The sequence below is a fragment of the Dehalococcoidia bacterium genome (genome assembly GCA_003597995.1).
Taxonomy (GTDB): Bacteria; Chloroflexota; Dehalococcoidia; order Dehalococcoidales; family UBA1222; genus SURF-27.
This window is the reverse complement of the sequence record QZJY01000009.1, coordinates 1-26,362: the sequence shown is the minus strand read 5'-3', so window position 1 is coordinate 26,362 and position 26,362 is coordinate 1. Positions and strand designations below refer to the sequence as shown.

Sequence of the window (26,362 nt, the reverse complement as noted above, 5' to 3'; positions counted from 1 at the left end):
CTTGCCGGTTTTAATGGCGCCGCTCGAGGCGCTCTTGCCCGGTCCGGCGGGAAATAGGCTGACGACGAGGATAAAAGCCACGAAAACGCCGACCCAGGACACCAGGGAGGTCCGCATTTTCCTGAACAGCGATTTCCTGGTGAGCAGGGGGAAAAGCAGCAGCAGGACTAGTCCAGCGAATCGCAGGAAAGAGAACCCGTCCGCCAGCATCACGCCGCTGAGGATGGCTAGCACGGCCCAGACGGCCCAGAACAGAATCGATTTACCGGAGGGTGTGTTTCCTCCAGTCGGAGGAGGCATGTATGGCGGTGGAGCGCTTGAATAGGACGGAGGTGGTTGTGGGGGAGGAGGCACATATTGGGGCGCGGGAGGAACAGGAGGCTGGAAAGAGGCGGGCTCTGGTGCAGGGCTAGCAGGAGTTATCGGTTGCCCGCAGGATGCGCAGAAGCCTGCGCCGGGGTTGATGGGAGTCCCGCAGTTGGAACAGAACCTGCCCGTTTGCTCCATAGAAGCCTCCTTAAAACGGCGTTACGAGATTATACATCATAACGTCAATAGCCGGCTGCTTACAAACGATACCTGCGCTTAGCCCCGGGGGTCGAGCTAAAGAGAATGAATGTTCGCGTTCTTGGCCACCGACCGCTGAAAGTAATTGCTAATAGCTAATCTCCGGTATATTCGTTTCGTTTATACCACCGGCCCGCAAACCAACCACGAATAACCGCAGGCAAGGGTATTGCCATCGCCGGCTTCAAGCCTTATAATCAGGGCTGCGGTTAAAAAAAGCAGCCGTAACCTTGGACAGCAAGTCAAAGGCGAGGGCCATCAGGCCCTCTTTTTTTATATACGGAGCATTACGCATGGCAGACATCCAGATAGACAAGCGAGCCGAGCGCGAGAAGCGCAGGGTGGCCCTTTCCTCCGTGGTGGCGGCCATATTCCTCACGGGGTTCAAGCTAACCGTGGGTCTGATGACGCGCAGCCTGGGTATACTCTCCGAGGCCGCTCACAGCGGCCTGGACCTGGTGGCCGCCGGCGTGACGCTCTTCGCTGTACGCGCCTCCGACCGCCCGGCTGACGCCGACCATCCCTACGGCCACGGCAAGGTGGAGAACTTCTCGGCCCTCGTCGAGACGCTGCTGCTTTTCATCACCTGCGGCTGGATTATCTACGAGGCGGTGCAGCGGCTTTTCTTCAAGTCGGTGGAGGTGGAGGTCAGCTACTGGAGCTTCCTCGTCATGGGGCTGTCTATCGCCATCGACGTGACGCGCTCGCGCGCCCTCATGAAGGCGGCCCGGAAGCACGGCAGCCAGGCGCTGGAAGCCGACGCTCTGCACTTTTCCACTGACGTCTGGTCTTCCTCCGTGGTCATCGCCGGACTGATAGCCGTCAGCATCGGCGAACTCATAAAGAATAGCAATCCGGGGCTGGCCTCATGGCTCTTCCGGGCGGACGCCATTGCCGCCCTGGGCGTGTCCGGCATTGTCATTTACGTTAGCATGCGTATGGGTCGCCGTAGCATCAGTACGCTGATGGACCGCGCCCCGCAGGGCATCAACGCCGCTGTCGAGCGGGAGGTGGCCTCTTTGCCCGGCGTGGTGGCTGTGGACCGCATCCGTTCGCGCCAGAGCGGGCCGGCCGTCTTTGTGGACATGACGCTGGCCGTGGCGCGCACTGCCAGCCTGGAGGAGTCTCATGCCATCGCTTCAGCCGCCGAGAATGTTGTACAGAAGTTGTTGCCGCGCTCCGATGTCATGGTGCATATCGACCCGGTGGCGCGCGACAGCAACAGCCTGGTGGAGCGCGTGCACAGCGTGGCCGCACGTAAAGGTGTCAACGTTCACGGGCTGCATATACACGACGTGCGCGGCAACATGAGCCTCGAGTTGCATGCCGAAGTGCCCGACGACCTCAGCGTGGCTCAAGCCCACGAGCGGGTGACAGGCCTCGAAAAAGCCGTCGGGCAGGAAATCCCGGAGCTCAAGGAAATAGTGGCCCATATCGAGCCGGTGGGCGACCATGAGATACTCACCTCTGCCGTGCAGGCCGGCTCGGACGAGATACAGCATGCGGTCTCCAATTTGCCCAGGGAAATCCCGGGCCTCAAGGAATGCCACCGCATCAGCATACTGCGCAGTGGCGGGGGCGTGTCGCTTTCCTTCCACTGCATCATGGACCCCGCCATGCCTATCAGCCGGGCGCACGAGCTGACCTCGCGTACCGAGGCCAAACTGCGGGAGCACTTCCCGGGGCTGGGGCGAGTGGTTATCCACGTGGAGCCGCCGGACGCGGGCTAAAAAACGCATCAGGAGATACTCAGAAGAGAGCAGGTCATACGCCCTCTTTTCTTTTTCCGGAGACTGGCAAAAGGGTGTGGATATTGTTTGATTTTACGGTAGGAGAAACCTGGGGATAGGTAAAGGTCGGTAATAGTCGTATAAACGTTATGATGCTAACGTTGCTGTTCCTCCCTTCCCTGCCCTTATCATTAATTCTTCCGTAACAGGCATGACAAAAGGATGCGCGCCAGCGGCCTTTGAATTGCTCCCGTTCCACATTAGTCACTGGTGTAATGCTATCACCTTCCTCTCAATCACGCAGATATTTTTTACCTGTGTATCTCCGGGAATTTTGGTACTTGTAAGGTATAATGCTTACAATTTCGAGTGATGTAGGTATTTTACCCGATAGACAGAGCACCATTATCAATCTACATTCAGATTGTTCAATTATTATTTATCAGGGATTAATAACAGATAAGCTGGGAGTTTTCGCGTCTTTTTAGCGTGAGTCAGGCCTCCACCCAATTTCGTGGAGCGGGGTTGCAGAAGGGGTGAATCTCGAAGGCGGACGACATGAAAGATAAGGCAAAGAGCAAAATTGCCGGGAAAAAAGCAGAAAACCCCAGCCGGGGCACAAGGGCGCGTTCCGGGGGTACCAATGAGAAGGCCGGGCTGCGTGCTAAGAGCATAAACTCCTGCCTGCAAAGTTCGGATATCCTGGACGCTTTTCCATTCTACGCCATGCTGGTAGATGAACACCATTTCATAATCCAGGCCAATAAAGCGGTACTCTTAAAGCTTGGAGTGCATCCCAAAGACATTGTCGGCAAGTATTGCCCTGAGGTAATACACGGCACCAGGGAACCCTGGTATGCCTGTCCCCTGGAAGAAGCCGTCGAGAAAAATCAAGTTGTTGAACGAGAAGCGCTCGACCAGAAATCGGGGCGCTGGATCAGGTCGGCGATTTATCCTATCAGAAAATCGGCGGGAGGCCAGCGGGTCTTCTTCCACATGGTTACCGATATTACGGACATCAAACAGGAAATAGAGCAGCGCACCAAAACAGAAGAAAGACTGACGGAGCTTTACGATGTTGAAAAGAAACTCCGCTCAAAGCTGGAGCAACAAATCGAGCGCAGGAAAGAATTCACCAGAGCTCTGGTTCACGAACTCAAGACGCCGCTGACCCCCATTTTAGGCGCCAGTCAGATGCTGCTCGATAATCTCAAAGACGATAGATTACTGCGCATGGCGCGCAACATTAATCGCGGCGCAATGAATCTCAACCATAGCGTGAGCAACCTGGTTGACCTTACCAGAGGGGAGATGGGTATACTCGAGCTGGCGATTAAAGAGATAGACATAAGCTTTTTACTCAAAGAAGTAGTGGACTTCATGATGCCCGATGCCGAGAAAAAAGGCCAGAAAATGACGCTGGAGTTGCCCGATGCGTTGCCCGTTCTCCGGGCTGATGAAGACCGTCTGAGACAGGTTCTCTTGAATCTGCTGGACAACGCCATGAAGTTCACCCCGCGAGGTGGTAAGATTAGTTTACGAGCCAGCATGGCTGAAAATAACCTGGTGATTGAAGTGAAAGACAGTGGATGTGGTATTGCCAGGAAAGACCAGCGGCAGCTATTCGTGCCGTACAAACGAACTGGAAAGCTTAGTAGCGAGCAGTTGAGCGGCCTTGGCCTGGGGCTACCTCTGGCTAAGATGCTGGTGGAGCTTCACCACGGGCGCATCCACCTGGAGAGTGAAAAAGGCCTGGGTACGGTTGTCTCCCTTTCGATTCCCCTAAATTCCAAATCTGAATATTCAAAGAAGGCTTCTGGCAAAATATGAAAATACTGGTTATTGAGGACGATGCGGAGATAATCGAGTTCATCTCCATAGCCTTCGATATAGGCTGGCCCGGAGTTGAACTGGTTAGTACACATCAGGGGAACACGGGGCTGGAACTGGTCGAAACCGAAGCGCCGGATGCGGTAATCCTCGACCTTGGCCTTCCCGATATTAGCGGTTTCGATGTTTTGAAACAGATTCGCGCCTTCTCCGAAGTACCGGTCATCATTGTAAGCGTGCGCGGAAGCGAAGCTGACATCGTCAAGGGCCTGGACTGGGGAGCCGATGAATATATCTTGAAACCGTTCGGGCAGCTTGAGTTGCTGGCGCGGGTGAAGGCAGTGTTGAGAAGGACATCTGGACGTGATGTTTCTGATTGCGTAAGCGCCGGCTCAATAAGTCTCAATACTGTATCCAGTCAATTTTCTTGCCGTAATAAATCGGTACTTCTAACCCACACCGAAAGTCTTATCGTGCACAGTCTCATTGTCAACGCTGGCCAAGTGGTAACATACCCTCAACTCGCAGAAGCGGTCTGGGGAGACACCTACCCCGATGCCACAGATGCGCTCAGGGTTTATATCCGGCGCATTCGAGCCAAGATTGAGCCGGTCATTGAAGGTGTCGGACGCATAGACTCCAGGCCCGGAGTCGGCTATATATTCGATATTTCGCGCTAGGTCTGCATCCGGCCGGGAAATCCACATTCAAAAGCTCCATCCGGATAATCTTTGGCATAGTCTATTGTTTTTCCTCCAGGGTTTGCTTGCTCCCAGCCTGGCACCTTAGCATCTACTGCCTCCCTGTGAGAGCATTAGAACTTGTTATTACTAAACTGTAACTATATTGTCATTTTATTGTCCCTTCTTCAGCCATCCCATCATATGGATTCCGTAACATATTGCGTATATACTCGCAATGGTGGATAGGGGACTGAGAGGAGCTCTGTCCTATAACCGCTTGTACACCGAATAAAATGGAGCGCCAGCAGGAATATAAAACCCGCGGAGCGTAAAGGAGGACCAGCCGTGGTTATGAGAATTGCGGATTACCTGGGGATTACCGCATTGGGCTTGGTGGGGCTCATTATAGCCTTCTTTTTGGTTGTATCTGCCGCATTCATCGTCCGGTTAATTGTACCTGGTTGATGACGACACGCGTGACCAGCGCCAACACGGGGATGCACCAACAACGTCCATTTATTAAAGATTGCGTTCAGGTGTGAAAATTCGCGTTTGAAATCGAGCGGACCTTCTTAACGGTCGGCCGTGGACTATATTCATAGTCTACGGGACAATTGCTAAAGGGTCCTTTAACTTCACACTCAAAGGGGATGGTACAACTATTGGGGGCAGGCCAGTGAGATGAAAACTATATTACAGACGAGAGGTATGCCGTAAAAAATTAAACTTCGCTTTATAACCGGTTCCACATGTCAGCTCGTGATGCGCTGACCTCTTACCTGTTATCGCTGGCATATGATATACCCAGAAGCATCCGGTTGTAAGGCCTTTGTAAGCGTCCGGTGCACATCGGGCTGTAGTGTATGAAGGATAGAGATTTCAAAGCCAACGTAATCGGGACATGTTCCTCAACAGCGCCCCGCAGTTTTCTCGTTAATGGTTGTCCCGCTACTTATTGACTATACCAGCCTGCCTACCGATTGCGCCAGCGGGCCAAGTTGAGTCATTAACCGTGAAAAATCCGATAAGGTTAGAGATTGTAAACCATCTACCAGCGCTTCCCTGGGATTGGGGTGAACTTCAATCATCAAGCCGTCCGCCCCTGCCGCTATAGCACCTTTGGCTAACGCAGGCACTAGAGAGAAATGGCCGGCTGCGTGACTGGGGTCCACAATTATGGGTAAGTGGCTGTATTTTTTAACTACCGGGATGGATGAAAGGTCTAACGAAAACCGCGTGCTGTCTTCAAATGTCCTTATACCTCTTTCGCAGAGGATTACGTCAGGATTTCCCTCGGCGAGTATGTAATCTGCTGCTGTAAGCCACTCTGTCACCGTACAGGAAAAGCCGCGCTTCAGCACGACCGGGCGTTTGCTTTTCCCGACGGCAGTCAACAGAGAAAAGTTTTGCATGTTCCTGGAACCGACCTGAATAATATCGACATATTCTGAGAACAGCTCAACGTCCTGAGTATCCACTATTTCGGTTACTACTGGCATCTGGAAGCGCTCGGCGGCGGCTTTTAATAGTTCGAGGCCGGCCTTTTTCATTCCTTGAAAGCTGAATGGCGATGTTCGCGGTTTGAAAGCGCCGCCCCGCAGAATACCGGCTCCGGCCATTTTGACACCCTGGGCGGTTTGCATCAATTGTTCTTCATTTTCTACGGCGCAAGGGCCCGCGATAACTACCAACCGCTCGCCTCCGATTTGGACAGCGCCTACTTTAATTCGAGTGTTTTCAGTTTTAAATTCCCGGGATGAAAGCTTGTAAGGCTTCATTATGCGAGTCACGGATTCCACGCCGGGAAGAATTGCAAATATGTCGATTGGCGTTTGGCCGGTGTTGCTTCCCAGTATGGCGACGACTGTTTTATCCGTACCCAGATTTAACTGTATCTCAAAGCCCAGCGACCTGGCCTTTTCGACTACGCTGTTTATTTCGTCCCGGCTTGCTTTTCTCTTCATCTCTACTATCATGATATTTAACCTCCAATCATGCTGGTAATGTTTTGTCCTCTGAAGCCACTATAATATGGAACGTATCACGGCTATCGTTTTAAATATACCATATGAACGCTCATTCATAAACGAAGCTGCGACAACCATGGGAGTGTCAGTATCTGTTCGGTTGATGGCAACGGGGTAATCAAATCGAAGAAATTGGGGTACGATTGAGCAGTGCCTGAGTTGAACTACACTAGAAAGAGAAAACAAAGGAGAAAAGCGAGTGAGAGTTATCCAAATTGTTAAAAAAAGGAGATTCTCGTGGCGGGCGGGGCTAACACGGGAACAAGAGCCATAAATAGCCTCCGGATTCTTCAATGGCGGGTATAAATGATCAAAGGCGACAGATGGAAAGAACCAATGGGAATAGATGTACAGCCTTTTGGTAACTATGAAATAAGGTTGTTGGTGGAGCTGAGGTAACCATAGGCAGAACTTTTTCACATACCTTCGCTCTAACTTTTTGACTTCCGCCGTTTGCCATCAACCCCAATTGATGCATTGAACTTTTCAAGCATTTGTGCAGCGGGAGACAACTCGGGCTCTTTTTACACGAATAGCAGTTTTTAAAACACTTTAATGGCGAACCGTCAGCAAGATCTTATTGTAACCATCCGCCACCTTACGGAAGTGGAATCCGCAAACGGCAAACGTCATTGATATAGCTAGAGAGCGAGGATATTTCAGCATGGTTGAAAAAAGAAGCCTCCAGAAATATTTCCTACCCCTATCCATTATCCCCAGAACCCATACAGATATAACAGCGCCTTTCAGAATACGCAAGCGAGGTCGAAACGTACCCTTTCGTTTCGGGTTATAATCCTTTAGAAACGTCATAACTCGCTCATAATATTGTTTTGGCGAGTAAATAGTGTTGACAACTTCTCGGTAACCGTTGATCAGAGTCTCGTAATTCATCTTGGGCTTGAAATTCAAAGAACAGTCGGTGTTGTCGCCGGATGCCTCCTTTAGCAGGCGGTTCTCGTTTTTTAGACGCTGGTATAGTCTTGTTTCAGGGAGTGCGCTGAGCAAACCAACCATCGCCGTGACGATACCACTTTTCTGAATGAACTCAATCTGGCTTTTGAATATGGCAATGGAGTCGCTATCAAATCCAACGATAAAGCCTCCCTGCACCTGCAGACCATGGTTGTGAATCTTTTTGACTGAGGCTATCAGATCGCGATTGCGGTTGTGATACTTCCCGCACTCCAACAGACTTTCATCATGTGGGGTTTCGATGCCCACGAATACCGCGTCAAATCCCGCTTTGACCATGAGTTGCATCAATTCTTCATCATCAGACAAATTTATGGAAGATTGGGTGGAGAACGAAAATGGATGTTTTTTCTCCTCTATCCATCTAGTGATAGCGGGCAGGATCGTTGTCTTCAATTTCACTTTATTGCCTATGAAATTATCGTCAACCACAAACACGCCACCGCGCCAACCATGATTGTATATTTCCTCCAGTTCAGCCAATAGCTGGTCCTTTTCTTTTATTCGCGGCTTATGCCCGTTTAGAACGACAACATCGCAGAAATCACAATCGAAAGGGCAGCCTCGTGAACACTGAACACTCATCCAGTTATAATGCCTCATATCCACGAGCTCCCACAGCGGGACCGGGCTACTCCTCATCTCCGGCAATTCACCACTGGTATAAACATGTTGGGCGTTCCCCCTCTCCAAATCCTTCAAAAAGGCTGGAAGCGTGACTTCGGCTTCATTAAGCACAAAGTGGTCTACGCCCCTAAATTGTGCATATCCAGTAGTAAATAGAGGGCCGCCAGCAACTACCCTGACATTTAATAGGTTGCACCTTCTGATAACGGTTTCCGCTGACCCTTTCTGTATAGACATAGCACTAACAAACACATAATCAGCCCATTTAAGGTCTTCATCGGTCAGTGCGGTGACATTCATATCTACGAGTTTCTTCTGCCACTGACGGGGGAGCATGGCCGCCACAGTTAACAGGCCTAGGGGTGGGAAAGCTGCCCTTTTTGAGAGGAAGCGTAGGGCATGTCTAAAACTCCAGAAGGTATCTGGATACCATGGGTAAACCAGCAGGATTTTCAATTCGCCTTCACTATCCAGATGTTAATTCCGTAATTGAGGTTAGTATACTATCTTGCCAATAGCGAGTCAACAGTCTGACCTCTTCCTGGCCGAATGGCCTAATATAAATCACAAATCGCTACTTTGTGCAACAAAGGGGCAGATGTTTTTCCCGTTAACAAACCCCGCGATTCTAGAGGGGCACGCCAGAGTACTGGCTAGCGACACACGTAGGGCACTCTCTCACAAAGAGCCTGAGAGTAGCTACGTCCTTTAGGCTATAACGTGAGACTCGGTTTAGGAAGCACCTAGGACCTTCGCTGCCTGGCCTACCTTGCGTGGCTTAACCCAGAGGATAGCGCCGTAGCGCCCTTGTCCGGCCGCAACAGCATCCACGGCCGTGACACTGATGTGTGCCTGGGCTAGTTTGCTGGCGATGTCAGCGACAGCACCCACCTGGTCCTGCCCCTGGATCAAGAAGGCCGTCTTAGGTCCCACAAGCCGGACCCCTGCCTTGCGCGCTGCCGCCTCAAAGGCGCGTGGACTCGATGGAACGAAGTCGAGCTGAGCGCGGCCGCTACCAGAAGGGAAGCCAGTAAATGCCAGGAGATTGACCCGCGCTGCCTTAAGCGCGTTCAGTACCTTAGCACCCGCTCCAGGCCGGTCAGGCACTACCGTGTAGTAATACTCGATACGCTTCACAACGCCCGCCATATATACCCTCCTCGTGGACAGCATTCTTTCTCCGCATTCATATTAAGCGCTCATTTAGACACTGTCAATGCCCAAGAAGCATCTACACAATGGCTGCTGCCCAACTTGATGGTAGGCTTCAAACTTCTCATTGTTACACCCACTGCGCGCTATCCGAAACAGCATCAGCACACTGTTCGATGAGTTTCTTCCTGAGGCTGTTGGCTGGTGCGCGGACGGCCAACAAGATGAGTTTTTGTTTTAACGAAACGGCGTTACACAAAAGTCAGAAATGTGCAGCGGCAATTTAGCGCATCAACTAGAGCGCCGGAAAATATGACTGGTGCGATTGTCCTTTATTAACAGGACAAGTATAATTGCATCTATTATGGGCACAGAAGTGGAATTCAATAATATTACAGTAGCGGCGACGCTGGCCAAGGATATCAGAATTGTGGCGGAAAGGGCAAGGAACGAGGAGGAGTTACGCATTGGCATTGAGAAGCTGCTGGAACCTGCTCTGAAAAAACTAGGGATAACGACTGATCCACGTTATGAAAAGCGCATAAGCCGGACTATTTTGACAGCAGCCGGGCGTGCTGACGCTCTATATGGGCAGGCGATTATTGAATACGAGCCACCTGGCAAACTTAGTACCGCGAAAGGGAAAGGTTCAACTAAGAAGCAAATTGAGGGCTATCTACTTGGTTTAGCAGGGTCAGGTAAACAGCGAGAAGATAACCTAAGGCGTGTTGCTGGCATTGCGATTGATGGACAGAGCATATTTTTTGTTCGTTACCGCGCTGACAAGCCGCTGCCACAAGAAACTATACCCAAAGAGCAGTTGACACAGTTTGCACTATTTGAGGAGGAGGGCCCACAAGGCAGTTTTGTAGAAATAGGCCCCTATCAAATTACTGAGGAAAGTATCAATGAATTCCTTATGTATTTGCGGGCGCTACGAAGACGACGTTTGAGTGCTGATGAGCTTGGTAAAGAGTTTGGCCCTGAAGGAGATGTAGCTCATCAGATGGTAAACGCCCTGTATACTCGGCTTGAAGAATGTTTAACAGCACCGGGACACCTTTTCCCCCGTGTAGAGACACTATACGAGGAATGGAAGCGTATTTTTGGAATAGTATATGGTCAAGAGATAGCGAAAGCTCGAAAGGATGCCCTCGCTTTGGCTCGTCTCTACCATATTGACCAGTTTACCGACCTCAAACCACTTCTTTTCGCAGTGCATACCTATTACGCTTTCTTCATGAAGCTTTTGGCTGCCGAGTTACTTTCTCTCCAGCAAGGGGCGCTTTTACCCTCTATATCAGAACAAATTCCTGGTGCACTCAGCGAAGTGCTGCAAAGCAGTCTCCATAACTTGGAGAATAATACCTGGTTCGAAGCACAAGGTATCCGTAACTTTCTGGAAGCAGACTTCTTCGGTTGGTATCTTGACAGCTGGAATGTTGAGATAGAGGAGGCTGTTCGCAAGCTGGCTCGCTGCCTAGCTGAATATGAACCCGCCACCGGTACATTAGCACCGGAAGATACGCGGGATTTGTTGAAGAAGCTTTACCAGTATTTACTTCCTAGAGAACTTCGTCATGACCTGGGTGAGTTTTATACGCCAGATTGGTTAGCCGAAGTGGTCTTGAATGATGTGGGATATACCGGTAAACCGGAAATGCGTGTGCTGGACCCCGCCTGTGGTTCGGGCACGTTCTTAGTACTGGCGATTCGGCGAATTCGGGATTATGCTCAAAGCTCTATGACCTCTCGAGCGAAAGGCGAACGTGAACTGCTAACTCATATCCTTGAAAACGTCGTCGGTTTTGACCTGAATCCGCTAGCCGTCATCTCCGCCCGGACCAATTATCTCTTGGCCCTGGGTAATTTAGCCCGTCATATGTCTGGTAAGGATATCCCTGTTTATATCTGTGACTCCGTGCTGACACCACAAAGCCAGCGAACCCAAAAACGGCCTCTCGCACACCAGAAGGATATCCCAGTGCCTTCTGCACAAAAGGAGTTCTGGATACCCGAAGAAATCGTAGATAAAGGCAACCTTGATGAGTTATGCCGTTTATTGGAACATTGTATAGAGGCTAAGAACTACGATGAAAATGATTTCATATCATTATGCCGACCGCAGTTGAAATGGGAAAACCCTCTCACAGAACAGTCGCTTATAGTGCTTTATAAAAAAGTCCAACGGCTTGAAAAAGATGGTCGTAATGGTCTTTGGGCACGAATCATTAAGAATGCCTTCGCTCCGGTGTTTCGCGCTAATCCCCGGTTTGATTACGTAGTCGGTAATCCTCCCTGGGTACGTTGGGGGTATCTGTCTGATGAATATCGGGAAGCCACCAAGAAGCTATGGGCAGACTATGGTTTGTTCTCTTTGAAAGGAATGGCGGCCAGGCTAGGTGGTGGTGAGAAGGATTTCTCTATGTTATTCGTGTATGCATGTACCGATTATTACCTGCGGGAAGGCGGCCGTCTGGGTTTCGTTATCACGCAAGAAGTATTCAAGGCTAAAGGTGCTGGTGAAGGATTTAGACGCTTTCGGTTAGGCGAAGAAGGCGCCTATCTAAGAGTCTTGAAAGCTGGAGATTTAGTCTCGGTAAAACCGTTTGAGAATGCTGCCAACAAGACAGCCACCATTATCCTGGAGAAAGGAATGGAAACGTCTTATCCGGTACCCTATACTGTCTGGCAGCGAAAAAAGGGAGTAGGTAACATAGATACCGCGACACCTCTCGGTGATGTACTGACACTAACCACACGCGAAGAGCTAGGAGCTTCTCCTGTAGAGAATAAGATGAGTGCATGGCAAACGACAAGCAAAGGAGAAGGGAATGCTCTTATTAAAGTAAAAGGCGAATCGGCATATAAAGCATTTCGCGGAGCAAGCACCGAGCCTTATGGTGTCTTCTGGCTCAAGCTGAAAAACGTTCGCTCTGACGGGATGCTGGTCATGGAGAACTTGCCTGAACTTGGTAAGAGGGATATCCAGAAGGTGGATAATATCAATTTGGAATCAGACCTAGTGTATCCAGCAGTGCGTGGACGAGATATTAAGAGATGGCAAGCTAATCTCGAAACCTACGTTCTTATTGTTCAGGACCCCAATACCCGAAAGGGTTACCCCGAAAGCAGAATGAAGAACGAGTGGCCAGAGACATATAAATATCTGCAACAATTTGAAGCCTCGCTGAGAACCAGGGCAGCTTTTATTAAATATTACGAGCCTTCAGACCCATTTTATTCGCAATTTAATATCTCTTCATATACTTTTAAGCCTCATAAGGTAGTATGGAAGCGTATGGCTAACGACCTGGTAGCGACAGTAATGTCCACCTTTTCCACCCCATTCGGAAATAAGATAGGCATAGGAACTGATACCACCGCACTGATTCCATTTGAGGACGCAGACGAGGCACATTATGTTTGTGCCCTTATCAACACCTCGCTTATTGGAGCGTTTATTCGTTCTTTTTCATCAGCAGGCCGAGGCTTCGGCGCTCCTTCCATCATAAATCACATTGCGTTGCCAAAATACATCCCAACTAATCCCCTACATGGAAACCTTTCGGCTCTTTCCCAGCAAGCCCACAGACTCGCTACACAGGGAAAAGTTTACGAAAAGGAATTGCTTCAGGTAGAACAAGAGATAGATCGGCAAGCTTCAAAATTGTGGGGATTAACTGATAGCGAATTATCGCAATTTTCTTCTTTTAGAAAAATCGGCTAAGTTCACTCCTGTGCTTTAGGTTTGATACCACGGTACAAAACGTCAGAACGTGCAATCTTGGGGTATGCAACAAGAAGCTAGATTGTACAAGTAAACATGAGCAGGAATATTGTCACTCTTCGAGTTTTCAAGAATACGGAAGCTTTGCTAACAGACGCAGATCTCATCCTGTTTTACTTCAAATAGGTTGAAACAGGACGAACACTGAAAGACAACTCGACTGAGAGTTTGACCTTCTTTTTCTATCTGTGCTACTGAAGCGTAGCTACTGTCTTTTGGGCAACGGGCAGTCATAGAGTACTTATACCCGGATTGTGGGTCAATAAGAAAAGGTTGACCCTGGTCAAACATCTTCCTCACCCTGACAATGTTCTTAACCGGTTTCATTACCTTCCTCCATAAAAGGGTTTCAGTATTGCTAACTCGTTTGCCTGTAGTGAACATTCCACTTCAGGCAAAGCGCTATGACGAAGTTCTTGACCTCCGGGCTAGTTGCACCGTACAGGTCGGCCAGAAATCCATGCAGCAACTCACCACCAGTCATATTTAGTTTGGGTTCGCTAGGCCCTGGAAGATTGATAAAGACGATTTCAGACATGAATTTCTCGTAATCTATGGCGACACCCATACTAACACCTCCCAATACTTTAGAAAACGTAGCGGCCAATGACACTATACTCGTATTCGACCTTACCGTCTATTAATGTCTGTGGCTCAAAGCCAAAACTAGATTTATCTATCTCAACTTTTAGAGGTCTTGGCATCAGGTAAGAATGCTTGGCATTGCACTTTATAGCGGCTTTTGTAGCCCGCGTCGGGTCGGTGTCTGTGATAATGGTGTTCAGATCTAATAAATGTACCTATTTTAGGTATTACGCATGACTCAGGCATGAATGAAATTTGTTAATACGATGCAAAAAGTGGTACAAACCGCTTGGAAATACTCAAATCTGCATCAAACCGTGTTGTCTGTGGGGTTCTGACCAGGCTGGCTTTACACCCGGATGCACTGGGTATATCATCGGTGTCGAGACCAAAGAGGTACGAGGTCAGCTCACAACGGGTTAATATGGGAAATTCCGGATAAAACTATGCAGGAAACAGGTACTTGGAAGCTTAAAATCGGTCTGGCCCAGATGCTTAAGGGCGGCGTCATCATGGACGTAGTAAACGCCGAGCAGGCCAAGCTAGCCGAGGACGCCGGAGCCTGCTCCGTCATGGCTCTGGAGCGTGTGCCTTCCGATATCCGCGCCGCTGGCGGTGTAGCCCGCATGGCCGACCTGGGCATTATCGAGAACATCATGAAGTCCGTTACCATACCCGTCATGGCCAAGTGTCGCATCGGGCATTTCGTGGAGGCCCGCGTGCTTGAGGCCGTCGGTGTGGATTATATAGACGAGTCCGAGGTTCTTACACCTGCGGATGAAGCCCACCACGTATGGAAACACAACTTCAAGGTGCCCTTCGTCTGCGGCTGCCGCAACCTGGGCGAAGCCCTGCGGCGCATCAGTGAGGGCGCAGCCATGATACGAACCAAGGGAGAAGCCGGCACCGGCAATGTAGTAGAGGCAGTGCGCCATATGCGCACCGTTATGGACGACATCCGCAAGCTGGCCGCCTTACCCGACGACGAGTTGCCCGCCTTTGCCAAAGAGATACAGGCGCCGCTCGACCTGGTTATCGAGATCCATAATTCGGGCAAGTTGCCTGTGGTCAATTTCGCTGCCGGGGGTATCGCCACTCCGGCCGACGCGGCTCTTATGATGTACCTGGGAGCCGAGGGGGTTTTCGTCGGTTCCGGCATCTTCAAATCGAGTAACCCGTCGGCCCGCGCCAAGGCCATTGTCAAGGCCACCACACACTACAAGGACGCCTCTGTCATCGCCGAGGTGTCCAAGAACCTGGGCGAGGCCATGCCAGGACTCGAAATAAGTAAGATTCCACCCCAAGAGCTTCTGGCAGGCAGGGGCTGGTAGTTTCTTCATTGTCATTGCGATGAGCCCCGATAAAATCGAGGCGAAGTGGCAATCCCGTTCTTAGTCTTTCGAAAGCCATGCTCTTTCTTAAAGTGTTATTCGGTTGTGGTTGTTATTCCTCTGTTCGTAGAAGGATAACTGGGATGTAAACAATCAAATCCGAATATAACTGTTTTCTTTGGTGGAGCTGCGGTACAATAGGTGGAACTATTAAACTTACATCTAGCTTAAGTTGTAAGCCTGTGATTGATTTCGGCGCAAGAATTTAATTTTTGCTTATAGGGTCTTCTTCTCTGGGATTGGGCAGGATAAAAAAAGCCCCGGTTGTACACCGGGGCTTTGTCTTCGTTCCCTACTCCTCCAGCCTGGTTATCACAACCAGATGCTCTTTTCGGAGCTTTAAAACCTACGAGGAGCTTAGAAACCTTCTTGAGCTCTTCGCCGACAGGCTATGATCTATCACCAGATGCCAGCGAGGAGCACGCACGAGGAAAATTCCTTCGGCACAACAGGGCCAGTAATTTCACCCAGTACTACCTCCTTCACCGTATTGAGGCTGTTTCTTAAGCAACCCCTCTATTTCCGATTATACACCCTTCGTTGGGCAAGTCAATACCGGACATATCCACTCTCCTTTTCAAACACGGAAGGCAAAAGCGTTCCACCTCTGCCCATTAGACTTTTCAGTCCTCCGCCCGTACAACTCGCTGGGTTACCGGACTCCTGCTCCCGAAACTATTTTGACTGCGGCAACGATTTAAGAAGTGGCTCCGTTTTTTGGGGTCAAGTCCAGTGCCCCCTGTAAACCCGTGATTTGTCATTTTGTTGGAAACCATACGAATATATTTTCCCCGTTAATGCACTTGGTTTATCGCAGACTCATTTGCATGATTACCTCCAGTACGTTATGATATAAACTAGCAGTCTACCCCTGAGATTGCTAACTATTTTTAGGATCTTTTAATAGAGTCAAAAAGAAAAGAGGAGGATTAAGCATGGTATCCAAGATCCAACCGCTGGGTGATCGCGTACTGGTTAAACCCATTGCCAAGGAAGAAGTGACCAAAGGCGGTATCGTCCTTCCCGACACCGTGAAGGAAAAACCCCAGGAGGGCGAGGTTCTGGCTGTGGGCGCCGGTAAGCGCTCTGAAAAGGGCGAGCATATCCCCATGGAAGTCAAGGTGGGTGATATCGTCCTTTATGCCAAGTATGGCGGCACTGAGATAAAGCTCGACGGCGAAGACCTCATTATCCTGCGCGAAAGCGACATCCTGGCCAAGAAAACCAAGTAAAGGAGAGATAGAATGGCAAAACAGATTATTTTCGGTGAAGATGTAAGGCGTTCCCTCAAAAAGGGTGTCGACGTCCTGGCAGCCGCTGTCAGGGTGACCCTCGGCCCCAAAGGCCATCCGGTCGCCCTGGACAAGAAGTGGGGGGCTCCCACCATCATTGACGACGGCGTAACCATCGCCAAGGAGATCGAACTCCCTGATGCTTTCGAGAACATGGGCGTGCAGCTGGTCAAGGAAGCCGCTTCCAAGACCAACGATGCCGCCGGTGACGGCACCACTACTTCCACTTTACTGGCCTGGGCCATCATCAGCGAGGGCTTCAAGAATATCGCTGCCGGGGCCGAACCCCTCAACCTCAAGCACGGCATTGAGAAAGCCACCACTGCCGTAGTTGACGAGCTCAAGCGCGCGTCCACTCCTGTCAAGGGCAAGGAACAGATCGTCCAGGTAGCTACTATCACAGCCAAGGATCCCGAGATTGGCAACCTCATAGCCTCCGTCATGGAGAAGGTGGGTAAGGATGGGGTAATCACCATCGAGGAGTCCAAGGGTACCAAGTTCGAGACCGAGTTTGTCGAGGGCATGCAGTTCGACCGCGGCTATGTATCGCCCTATTTCGTCACCGATGCCGCCCGCATGGAAGCGGTCCTCGAAGACCCGTATATTTTGATCACTGATAAAAAGATTTCGTCCATCCAGGAGATACTGCCTTCGCTGGAGCGAATACTGCAGGCCACCAAGAACCTGCTTATCATCGCCGATGACGTAGATGGCGAAGCCCTGGCCACGCTGGTGGTCAACAAGCTGCGCGGCACGTTCAATATCATAGCTGTCAAGGCCCCCGGTTACGGCGACCGCCGCAAGGCTATGTTGGAAGACATCGCCATTCTTACCGGCGGCAAGGTCATCTCGGAAGATATCGGCCGCAAGCTCGATTCCATCACCGCGGAGGACCTGGGCCGCGCCCGCCGCGTAGAGGTCGACAAGGACAAGACCACTGTCATCGAGGGCAAAGGCACTGCCAAGGAAATCAAGGACCGCATCAAGCAGCTCAAGGCACAGATCGAAGAGACCGAATCGGATTACGACCGCGAGAAGCTGCAGGAGCGCATGGCGCGTCTGGCCGGCGGCGTAGCCGTCATCAAAGTAGGCGCTGCCACCGAGACGGAGATGAAAGAGAAGAAGCACCGTGTTGAGGACGCGCTATCCGCAACCCGCGCCGCAGTCGAAGAGGGCATCCTGCCCGGCGGCGGCATCGGTTTGCTCAATGCTCTGCCATCCCTGGACAAGCTTGATGCCTCGGGCGACGAGCTCACCGGAGTTAACATAATCCGTAAGGCCGTTGAAGAGCCCATCCGCTGGATTGCCAATAACGCCGGCCGCGACGGCGCCGTCATCCTTGACACCGTCAAGAAGGGTGTCAAGGGTGCCGGTTATAACGCAGAGACCGATAAGTTCGGCAACATGGTGGAAATGGGTATCATCGACCCCACCAAGGTCGTGCGCAGCGCACTGGTTAACGCCGCCAGTATCGCGGCCATGGTACTGGTGACCGAGTCACTCATCGCCGACATCCCCGAGAAAGATAAGACGCCATCCATGCCGCAAGGCGGCGGTATGGGGGGCATGTATTAGAGAAGCTGGCCAAGATAACCATAGACAAACACAGAACCGTTTGCCAGGCTGGCAAACGGTTCTGTGACACAATTGTGAAGCCCTTCGCCAACCGTGGCAAGCAAACCGGCTGAACTCTACGAGGTCCAATTGGGAGCCCTATAAGGTTTGGCTGTGAACAAAGAGGAAGTTTCAACAACATGCTTCCTTTGCGGCGTGTGTTGCACTAAATATCAGATCCGTTTAACCTTTATAGAAGCACGGCGGATTGCCGACGAGTTGGGCCTTGCTTGGGAAGAGTGGCTGGAAAGGTACACTAGCCAGGGATGTCCTGGGAGTGATAGCTTCCTACTCCGCCGTTACAATGGAGCGTGTGTTTTCCTTGAAAAAGTAGAAGGCAGTAACATCGCCCGTTGCCTAATTCAACCCTTCAAGCCGTTTGCTTGTAGAGAGTGGAATTCCAGCTTGTATCAACGAGCCTGCCAGGAGGGGCTGGCTAAATACTGGAGGCTCACGGTGGGCCCTTTAGGGCAACTCGAGGGTTCTGACCAGGACCGTCGACATTTCCTTTCTTTTCTAGAGTCACTAACGTTGGCAGACGACACAGCCCCCCGGAAGTAAAGATTAGGTCATAATAGCTTGTTTTGTCCAACAGTACTTCTTTAACCATTTATTTCGCCAGATGGAAAATGTCTATAGCCTCTTTCTAAAGTAAACACGAGACGCAAGATATAATAAGTCTTGCGTCTCGTGTATCAGTTCCACGGCTGAAGAAAACTTAAACGCTTTTATACAGTTGCTCAATCAGACTGATCAGCGCTCTCTTTGACTTTAAGTTTAACCGTTTATCTGCCTTTATTGCTGGTATCGTGTCGACAATGACTCCAGGTTTACCTGTTGTTAAGTAGTCAGTGGTCACACCCAGCTGCTCCGCTATTTTCCAAAGCATGTCTAAAGAAAGCAACCGATGATTTTTCTCTATTGCGGATATGTGCTGTGGTGTAAGACCGAGTGCTTGCGCTAAATCTTTTTGGGTTAACCCCAGTTCAAGACGTTTCGCATTTATTCTATCGCCGATATCCATATGAAACCTTTGCCGAAGCCTAGCAATTTGTTGATAAGGTGAGCAAATATACAACTAGTAGTTGACTCGCGTTGAACATCATTTTATACTCAAACCCAGGTAGTTGTTCGTATGAAGCACGACAGGCTTTTGCAACATATCATCAATTTCGTAGGTGGGCGGGGCCAGTGCTCATTGGACGTGATAAACGCGGATATGGGCTCTTGTTTCAGCTTGAACAAAGATACATTGGAGAGCGCCATTTTGGAGTTGGACAAATTAGGGCTTGTCATCCTTAAGGGAAATAACGAAGTCGTTCTATCGCGCGTCGGGGTTTTACGTTATGAGGGTTTACGCGCGGGGCTGGAACGTCGTTATGCTCGAAAGTTAGAGCAAAAAAAGGAGAAATCCAAGGAAGGCCAAATCAGAAGGAAAAAACTTCAATCCCTTGAGATACATGACAACATCAAGAATAAGATGGGCCACTTAGCCTTTCTTTTGGGGAAAGTTTATAAGCCAGAGTATGTGCTGTGCGATCCTGTACGGGTCGATATAGTTTGGTACGATTCAAGCACAAGTCGGTTCCCAAGCCACGCCTTCGAGATACAAAACCACGGCGAATCGAAAAATGCCATCCACAATCTCGAAGCCTGTAAGAGATATTTCCCTTCTTGCAAAGTGTACCTGGTTGTCCGCGAAGAGAAGGAGGTTAAGCAAATAGAAACGCTGCTTGCTTCTGAACGAAATACCATTAGCGTGTTAAGAGCTGAGCAGGTCGAGCGGTGGCTTGACTGCTTAACTCAAATCGATAAAGCGAATCGTCTGAGATTATTAAAACAAAAAAATCAGAAATGGTTTTTCAAGCCGGTTCCCTCCGGCATTAGGCAACAAGTTGAAAATACCATAAATGAGTTGAATACCCTCGGTATATATAGCGAAACAAAAGTGATGAATCAGGCCAAAATGGGCTCGTTTGGTGCAAGGAATAAGTAATTTCTGGTGAGAAATTCCTAACTCATTTCCAAGGTGTTACCATCCATCGAATAGGCCGACTAACCGTGATAGCGATACAACTTTTAGGAATATTTTGGGCACAATGTCACGTTTTATTGCTTGTATCCGATTAGTCAAAGTGTAAGGGCTGGTGCTAAAAAGGCATTGACTGCAAACATGATGTCCAGCCTTGGATTCAACGGCGTATTATCAAATTTAATTAAGTCTCAGATAAATCAAAAAGATCAAGGAGGTAGAAATGGATCGTAGCACAGAAATCGCAAAAAAGGTAACTATGGTGAGAAACTCAACAGACAGGTTAGAAACGGGGTTAGGATTACCTACGAGTAAGGAGAAGCTGCATTTTATCAAGCGCGAAGCTTGGTTGCACTTGAAACGCAGTTTTGAATTATGCCTGCTGCTAGCAAGGTGACAACCTTTGCTTGATGAATTGGGAGAACAGAAGTTAAAAAAAGAAGAAGGGAAATATAGGAGTAAAATGTTGGGGAAACGGGGTTAAATTCTGATGGTTCGTGTTTTATTTGTTTGTAGTGGGAATACGTGCCGGTCGCCGATGGCCAAAGTAATTCTCGAGGAGAAACTCAAAGAGGAGGGGCTGTCCGGTAATTTTAAAGTAGACTCGGCGGCATGCGACTCGCCCTCAGGTTCGATGGCTAACCCAAATGGCAGAAAAGCTATCACCAAAATGTTTGGGCAAGACATTTTAGCCGATCATCACCCAAAAAAGATTAACAGGAACCTTGTGGAAGAGGCGAATATTATTCTTGTCATGTGTAAGGATATGAAGCAAGGTCTTCCCCCGAACAAGACATGGACACTAAAAGAGTATGCAGGACAGTCCGGCGATATATCTGATCCATTCGGCACCGATTTAAAAACGTATTTGAGGTGTGCCAATGAACTATCAGCAACAATAGAAACCATCATTCCGAAGTTAAAAAGCATTTCAGTAAATGATATGAAAAGCCATTGACAACTGCTGTTGACTCAACAAGCTTTTGCCTATCTTCTTAGACCCAATAACAACAATCAATTAGCCTGGTATTTTAGTAGGGAGGCATAAAACCTCGCTCGGTCAAGCAGGATTGAACATTAGTTTGTTTTGTTTAGCACTAGCTCGCTGATTTGGTATAGATTGTTCCTACATCAAATTCTCTAGATTTTACTTTTGTTGCCTCTCTTGTTTTTTCCTCTTGCTCAGCTTGCTTCAAGACTAACCTTCTTGCGTTTCTCTTGCAACGTTTTTGCCTGACCGCTAACAGTTATAGCGAGTGCAATGATGCTAATAGTATTAATTAAAAATGATATTACATACAATCAGTATTGACAAATATATGAAATACCATTATTATTTGGGCACAGGGAACACCAAGTAATTGGCGAATGGCGTTTTAAAGTAAACAATCTTAATAACGCGGGCATAGTACGGCACATGGTAGTGTTAAAGGAGAAGCAAATTCAAATGACAAAAGAACAAAGGGAGAAACTCATCAGATATTTTATCAACTCTAACCCTTTTCTTTGGGGCGTCCTTAAAGCAACCAATAAAAAGGAACGGCTAAAGGAAATCAAGGAACTTGGTTTCCTAACTGGTTATTCAGAAGGTAGTAATCCGATATACGGTAAGGTAAATCAAGACTTATTGGTAGAGTTGGGCATCGAGGCTATTCTTGAGAATATTGTTGTAAAAAAAGTTAACGATCGCATCGCGCCGGAACATTTGTCTGCCTTTCGACGTTGCTGGGAGTCAGGTCGTACTCCTGACAAGGAGTACCTGAAGAAGAACAAACTCTACCGAGTCCAACATATAGTATTTAAGGAAGAAAAGGAGTCCAAAGATTTAGCCAGTATTTTTCTTCAGATTGATAGACAACATGATTTTGTAGAGCGCTGGACGGTTTTTGCCGGACTATGGTTTGAAGAAATTGAGCCTAATATTAAGGGAACAGAAGACGACTAATGAGTAGAATGCATCCACCTGTGAAATCATTTCCTAATGACAGACCACTAGCTGATTCGATTAGTCACTTCGAACTTAATCGTCGGGGGTTGCCCCCTCACCGCCTCCACCAACCGACCTTGAAAGAATTAACTACCAAAAAAGTTTGATTACAAAAGGGAATACGATATGAGCAATGTCTTCAGTCCTTGCAACGCACAGTTCAAGGTCATTGGGGTAGGCGGAGCTGGTTGCCAAATGGTCTCCCGCATGGCAGGAAGGCAGATTCCATCTCCATCTGCTGTTGAATATATCGCGATGGACACAGATGCCCAATCCCTTGCCATGGCAGACGTACCGAAACGCATACAACTTGGGGAGCGGCTTCTCCACGGACTGGGCTCCGGTAATGACCCTGACATGGGGCGCAGAGCAGCCGAAGAGAGCCGTGGAGTTATACGACAGACCATTATGGGTTCGGACATATTCTTCATTGTTGCCGCTATGGGTGGAGGTACCGGAGCAGGTTCATCCCCCGTGATCGCAGAAATGGCATATCGTATGGGAGCTTTGACCATTGGCATGGCGGCCACTCCCTTTGCCTTTGAAGGTGCTTACCGTATGGAGACAGCGCGCCAGGGCGTTGCGGCGCTACTGGGCAGTGTGGATAGCTTAATCGTTATGCCTCAAGACCTAACAGCCTCTTTATCTGATGGCAAGCCAGACGTGGGTGCGGTCTTCCAAACTGTAACAGACCTGATGGCTAAAGGTGTGGAGATGCTCACCGAAGCGATTTATTTCCCCGGCTTGATTAACCTTGATTTCGCGGATGTGCGTAGCATACTTAAAGACTCTGGTTTGACCGAAATGTCATTTGGGTGTGCATCAGGAGAAGACCGAGCCGTTCAGACTGCCTATGCCACTCTAGCCAACTTTTCTTCGGATGCAACAGGAAAGAAAGCTAAGGCTGCTCTATTTGTCGTGGCAGGAAACAGCAGCCTTACTCTGTATGAGGTCAACTCGGCCGCCGATGTGATTAAGCACGAGATTGCCCCCGATGCGAATATCACTTTCGCAGTCAACTGTGAGGAAAAAATGGGAGAGGAAATGAAAGTCGCTTTGATAGTGACTGGATTCGCAGGCGCGGAGAACTCGGGATTGAGAGGCGATGGCAAATAACATCAGGATTACCATTGATCCAGATGAACATCAAAAACTTGATGTTCTGCGAGCCGCCAATTAGCATATGTTTTTAATTCTTTTGCCATATGGCAGTTCCTTATAAAAGGGAAAATAACAATTGGTCAGATTGTATGGGAGGTTAATATGCACGGAGTTAGTCTAGACCCATTAACCGAGGAGAAACAGCATTATCTTAGTGAGATCAACAAATACTTTAATAATGGCAACAGCGCAGGATATATCAAGGTGCCAACTGGCTGGGGCAAGACTTTCCTCTCTAAACATCTCATGAACCAATATTATGAGCGAGGCGAGGTTATATTATTTCTGGTTTCGGGAAATAACCAATTGCTAAACCAAACATTCTACAATGACGGAAAAATAAAGATACCATTGTTTTCTAACAGCGTCATATTGTCCTCAGAACACGGCAAAATAGATATATCTGAATTGCAAAAACGCATACAAACGAGAGCCGGCGGAATTGCCATCTTTGCCTCCCTTCAAACAGTGCTCAGTAAAAATAATAAGGAAATCGAGGATATCCTGATTAAAAGTGCTGACTTAGCTATCATCGATGAAGTCCATAATTTCATAAACAATAGGGGCAATGATTTTATAAATAAAATAAAGGATAGTAAAGCCCAGATCCTGGGTATGACGGCCACTCCTTTCCAAGGAGTAATAGGACAGGTGAAGTTTGTCGATGATATCTCAATTGATATGCGGGAGATATTCAGCAAATCCTTGCCCCAATGCATCATTGAGGGGCAGCTTTCCGAACTGGATTATGTGATTATTCGTAGTAATCAAAACATATTGGATTTGTTCGATTTTCAAAAAGGTCTGTCGGAACTGGATAAGGATGAATTATATTTGGATTGCGGCTCTCGTGAGAAAATTGACTTGACCATTCGAAGAACAAAGTTGGCCAAGAAGGTATATGAAACAGAGATTCCCAACAAGAAATCAAAAACCCTGATATTCTGCGCTCCGGTGAGAAACATCGTTCAAGGATTGGAGAGTGAGGAGAAGAAGATTATTGCTTTTCATGCCAAAATGTGTTCTGCCGTATTCAATGGTGAACTGAGGGATACGATTGGTAAGTCTTTCTCTTTCAACAACCATACTGATACCGATGCGCTCAAGGACACTGTGTATCTTTCCTCCGAGATGCCCCAAACAGAGCGGGATGAGATCTTGAAAGCATTTAGGACTGCAAATAGTCCCCCTTTTACCCTGTGCACAGTGGGAATGCTTATAGAAGGGTTTGATTTCCCAGACTTGGAAAACTTGATATTGCTAAGACCAACGCTAAGTATGCGCCTGTTCGAACAACAAGTAGGAAGGGTAACAAGGCTCCCCAAAGAATCCAATAAAAAACGAGGAAATATCTTTGAAATTGCGGACAATATAGACTCCCTATACGATGCCTTTAAAGAGAAGGTGTTCGAAGGCAATAATATTGAACGCATTCAGATGTTGCAACCGGAAAATCGTATTGAAGAATTATTCACCGAGGATAACGCCACTGAAGCTATCGCAACTGGGAAGATAAGGGTCTCGGACATTAATTTTGGATGTAACAGTGGTGAATTCGCTAAAAGTACTGTCGAGATCCCACCAATCAGCCTAAGGGCAAAGTCCTTCTGTAAGCTGCTATCTATCATCGAAAAACAAACTGAAGGCATGCTGGTTAACGAAAAATTAAGGCTGCTGCGGATGGTCCGTACATTTAGTCCCCGCGACCTGGATAGCATTAAGGAGGTTATGAAGCTCGTTGAGCTCCTAGAACGGCTTGAGCATAACGCAGATGAAGATCCACGATTGAGTGCTAATTGCAGGAAACATAAGCCCAAGTTGTTCAGAGAAGCCAGGTGGTTGCTACTACTAACAATTCTAACCAATCTTAAATACTTAAATACGAACGAGGGGTTTAAAGAGAGAAACGAGATTCTAAGCATCCTGGGCTTTGGTAACGACTACACGCAGGTAGACGCGCTTAGGATGCAATGCTTGCGAGAGGGGTGTCGAATAGAGACGTTAGACGCACTGACTGTAGAAGTCAAAAACGTAGCGATTTTGAGGGAAATTCTCCCAAACTGGTCTAAAACATCTCTTAAACAATCGAGATATAAGAACAAACTATCTTATATCTATTGGGCATCCTGCTTTGCCATGGAACAGCCGGAAATCAGACAATTGCTATACGAGTCTAGGGAATGGAACTACGAAGCAAAGAGGTTCATCATTGGATGAAAGATGGTCTACAAGGCAATATTAGCTTGAAAAGTGCAGCTCACCCAACTCAGTAGAGAGTATTCCTGGGTTATGGTTGATGCCTGGCGACAGAGGAAACCTAACTATGTTGTGCAGCCTGAACTATGACATGCTGCAAATAGTTTGAACCTAAGAGGGAAAGGGAAGCAGCATTACTTTCCTCAATCTGTTTCGTTCTTGTGAGTCTTGATTCAAGAGAGAAATTCCCAGGCTTTCTTGATGTGTCATGCCTAATCAAGAAGCCTTTAAGAATAACATATTCAAATTCTTCTTGAACAGGTTTTATACGTCTTCTTGAACCTTTCTTCTTGTGAAAATAAATTATTTTAAAAATCGGCTACGATTTCAGTATTATTTATTATGAGCTCATTGCCAGCAATGTTAAAAACCTCAAGAAGTTCTCTAAAGCATTGGCATTTCAAAAGAAGTATTAAGTCAAAACTTGCAATGAAGTAATTGTTATTGTAACTATTATAAAATTAGCTTTAATTTCGATAACTATAACTATAACTGTTGCTTTTAGTAAGAGTAAAATCGGCAAGAGGAAGCAAGACTACCCTCTTGCGCAAGAGAAAAGCAAGACTGGACTGCACCCCTAGCACTGGACAGATAGGGTTAGGAGAGTCTGGTCAGGTAATTCATGCTTCTCCTGGTTGAGTACCAACTCCTCAAATTCATACG

Annotated in this window: 20 protein-coding genes; 13 read left to right on the top strand and 7 right to left on the bottom strand. The window is 48.3% G+C overall.

Annotated features, from left to right (window positions below; translation table 11 throughout):
• On the bottom strand, positions 1-507 hold a 507-nt coding region (locus tag C4542_01340), incomplete at its 3' end, for a zinc ribbon domain-containing protein (GenBank protein RJO62955.1).
• Between the two features lie 353 nt (positions 508-860).
• Here C4542_01340 and C4542_01335 point away from each other — a divergent pair.
• From C4542_01335 to C4542_01325, 3 genes are all read left to right on the top strand, one after another.
• A complete protein-coding gene (locus C4542_01335; protein RJO62954.1) occupies positions 861-2,297 on the top strand; it encodes a cation-efflux pump in 1,437 nt (478 codons plus the stop codon).
• 558 nt (positions 2,298-2,855) lie between these two features.
• Entirely contained in the window at positions 2,856-4,127 is a 1,272-nt protein-coding gene (locus C4542_01330) for a PAS domain-containing sensor histidine kinase (protein ID RJO62953.1), read from the top strand.
• Entirely contained in the window at positions 4,124-4,807 is a 684-nt protein-coding gene (locus C4542_01325; GenBank protein ID RJO62952.1) for a DNA-binding response regulator, read from the top strand. The genes C4542_01330 and C4542_01325 overlap by 4 nt, the downstream gene beginning before the upstream one ends.
• A 962-nt stretch (positions 4,808-5,769) precedes the next feature.
• On the opposite strand, the gene aroF is transcribed toward C4542_01325, so the two are convergent.
• The 3 genes from aroF to C4542_01310 all read right to left on the bottom strand — a co-directional run bounded on the left by aroF (position 5,770) and on the right by C4542_01310 (position 9,588).
• On the bottom strand, positions 5,770-6,786 hold the full coding sequence (gene aroF / locus C4542_01320; protein ID RJO62951.1) for a 3-deoxy-7-phosphoheptulonate synthase: 1,017 nt from the start codon (positions 6,784-6,786) through the stop codon (positions 5,770-5,772).
• 603 nt (positions 6,787-7,389) lie between these two features.
• Entirely contained in the window at positions 7,390-8,895 is a 1,506-nt protein-coding gene (locus C4542_01315; GenBank protein ID RJO62950.1) for a DUF4070 domain-containing protein, read from the bottom strand.
• A gap of 276 nt (positions 8,896-9,171) precedes the next feature.
• On the bottom strand, positions 9,172-9,588 hold the full coding sequence (locus C4542_01310; GenBank protein ID RJO62949.1) for a hypothetical protein: 417 nt from the start codon (positions 9,586-9,588) through the stop codon (positions 9,172-9,174).
• 367 nt (positions 9,589-9,955) lie between these two features.
• Here C4542_01310 and C4542_01305 point away from each other — a divergent pair, with 367 nt between their 5' ends.
• Positions 9,956-13,321 (top strand): hypothetical protein, encoded by a 3,366-nt coding sequence (locus C4542_01305; GenBank protein ID RJO62948.1) that lies wholly within the window; start codon positions 9,956-9,958, stop codon positions 13,319-13,321.
• 147 nt (positions 13,322-13,468) lie between these two features.
• Here the strand turns inward: C4542_01305 and C4542_01300 are convergent, their stop codons facing one another.
• Together C4542_01300 and C4542_01295 are read right to left on the bottom strand one after the other, a co-directional pair.
• A complete protein-coding gene (locus C4542_01300; protein RJO62947.1) occupies positions 13,469-13,708 on the bottom strand; it encodes a hypothetical protein in 240 nt (79 codons plus the stop codon).
• Positions 13,709-13,739: 31 nt separating this feature from the next.
• Positions 13,740-13,949, bottom strand: coding sequence for a hypothetical protein (locus tag C4542_01295; GenBank protein ID RJO62946.1), 210 nt, complete (start codon positions 13,947-13,949; stop codon positions 13,740-13,742).
• 463 nt (positions 13,950-14,412) lie between these two features.
• On the opposite strand from C4542_01295, the gene pdxS reads away from it, so the two are divergent.
• The 4 genes from pdxS to C4542_01275 all read left to right on the top strand — a co-directional run bounded on the left by pdxS (position 14,413) and on the right by C4542_01275 (position 18,824).
• Positions 14,413-15,297 carry a pyridoxal 5'-phosphate synthase lyase subunit PdxS gene (gene pdxS / locus C4542_01290; GenBank protein RJO62945.1) on the top strand — a complete coding sequence of 295 codons (885 nt, stop codon included), beginning with the start codon at positions 14,413-14,415 and terminating at the stop codon, positions 15,295-15,297.
• A gap of 995 nt (positions 15,298-16,292) precedes the next feature.
• A complete protein-coding gene (locus C4542_01285; protein RJO62944.1) occupies positions 16,293-16,589 on the top strand; it encodes a co-chaperone GroES in 297 nt (98 codons plus the stop codon).
• A 12-nt stretch (positions 16,590-16,601) separates the two neighbouring features.
• On the top strand, positions 16,602-18,224 hold the full coding sequence (gene groL, locus C4542_01280; protein ID RJO62943.1) for a chaperonin GroEL: 1,623 nt from the start codon (positions 16,602-16,604) through the stop codon (positions 18,222-18,224).
• Between the two features lie 147 nt (positions 18,225-18,371).
• Positions 18,372-18,824 (top strand): YkgJ family cysteine cluster protein, encoded by a 453-nt coding sequence (locus C4542_01275; protein ID RJO62942.1) that lies wholly within the window; start codon positions 18,372-18,374, stop codon positions 18,822-18,824.
• 157 nt (positions 18,825-18,981) lie between these two features.
• Here the strand turns inward: C4542_01275 and C4542_01270 are convergent, their stop codons facing one another.
• A complete protein-coding gene (locus C4542_01270; GenBank protein ID RJO62941.1) occupies positions 18,982-19,287 on the bottom strand; it encodes an XRE family transcriptional regulator in 306 nt (101 codons plus the stop codon).
• Between the two features lie 111 nt (positions 19,288-19,398).
• Here C4542_01270 and C4542_01265 point away from each other — a divergent pair, with 111 nt between their 5' ends.
• From C4542_01265 to C4542_01245, 5 genes are all read left to right on the top strand, one after another.
• On the top strand, positions 19,399-20,259 hold the full coding sequence (locus tag C4542_01265) for a hypothetical protein (GenBank protein RJO62940.1): 861 nt from the start codon (positions 19,399-19,401) through the stop codon (positions 20,257-20,259).
• 526 nt (positions 20,260-20,785) lie between these two features.
• Positions 20,786-21,253 (top strand): low molecular weight protein arginine phosphatase, encoded by a 468-nt coding sequence (locus C4542_01260; GenBank protein RJO62939.1) that lies wholly within the window; start codon positions 20,786-20,788, stop codon positions 21,251-21,253.
• 489 nt (positions 21,254-21,742) lie between these two features.
• Positions 21,743-22,240 (top strand): hypothetical protein, encoded by a 498-nt coding sequence (locus tag C4542_01255; protein RJO62938.1) that lies wholly within the window; start codon positions 21,743-21,745, stop codon positions 22,238-22,240.
• A 168-nt stretch (positions 22,241-22,408) separates the two neighbouring features.
• Positions 22,409-23,398: a cell division protein FtsZ gene (locus C4542_01250; protein RJO62937.1), complete on the top strand. Its 990-nt coding sequence runs from the start codon at positions 22,409-22,411 to the stop codon at positions 23,396-23,398.
• A 147-nt stretch (positions 23,399-23,545) separates the two neighbouring features.
• The gene (locus C4542_01245; protein RJO62936.1) at positions 23,546-25,660 is read left to right on the top strand and encodes a DEAD/DEAH box helicase; all 2,115 of its coding nucleotides are present in this window, start codon (positions 23,546-23,548) and stop codon (positions 25,658-25,660) included.
• Positions 25,661-26,362 lie beyond the last annotated feature (702 nt).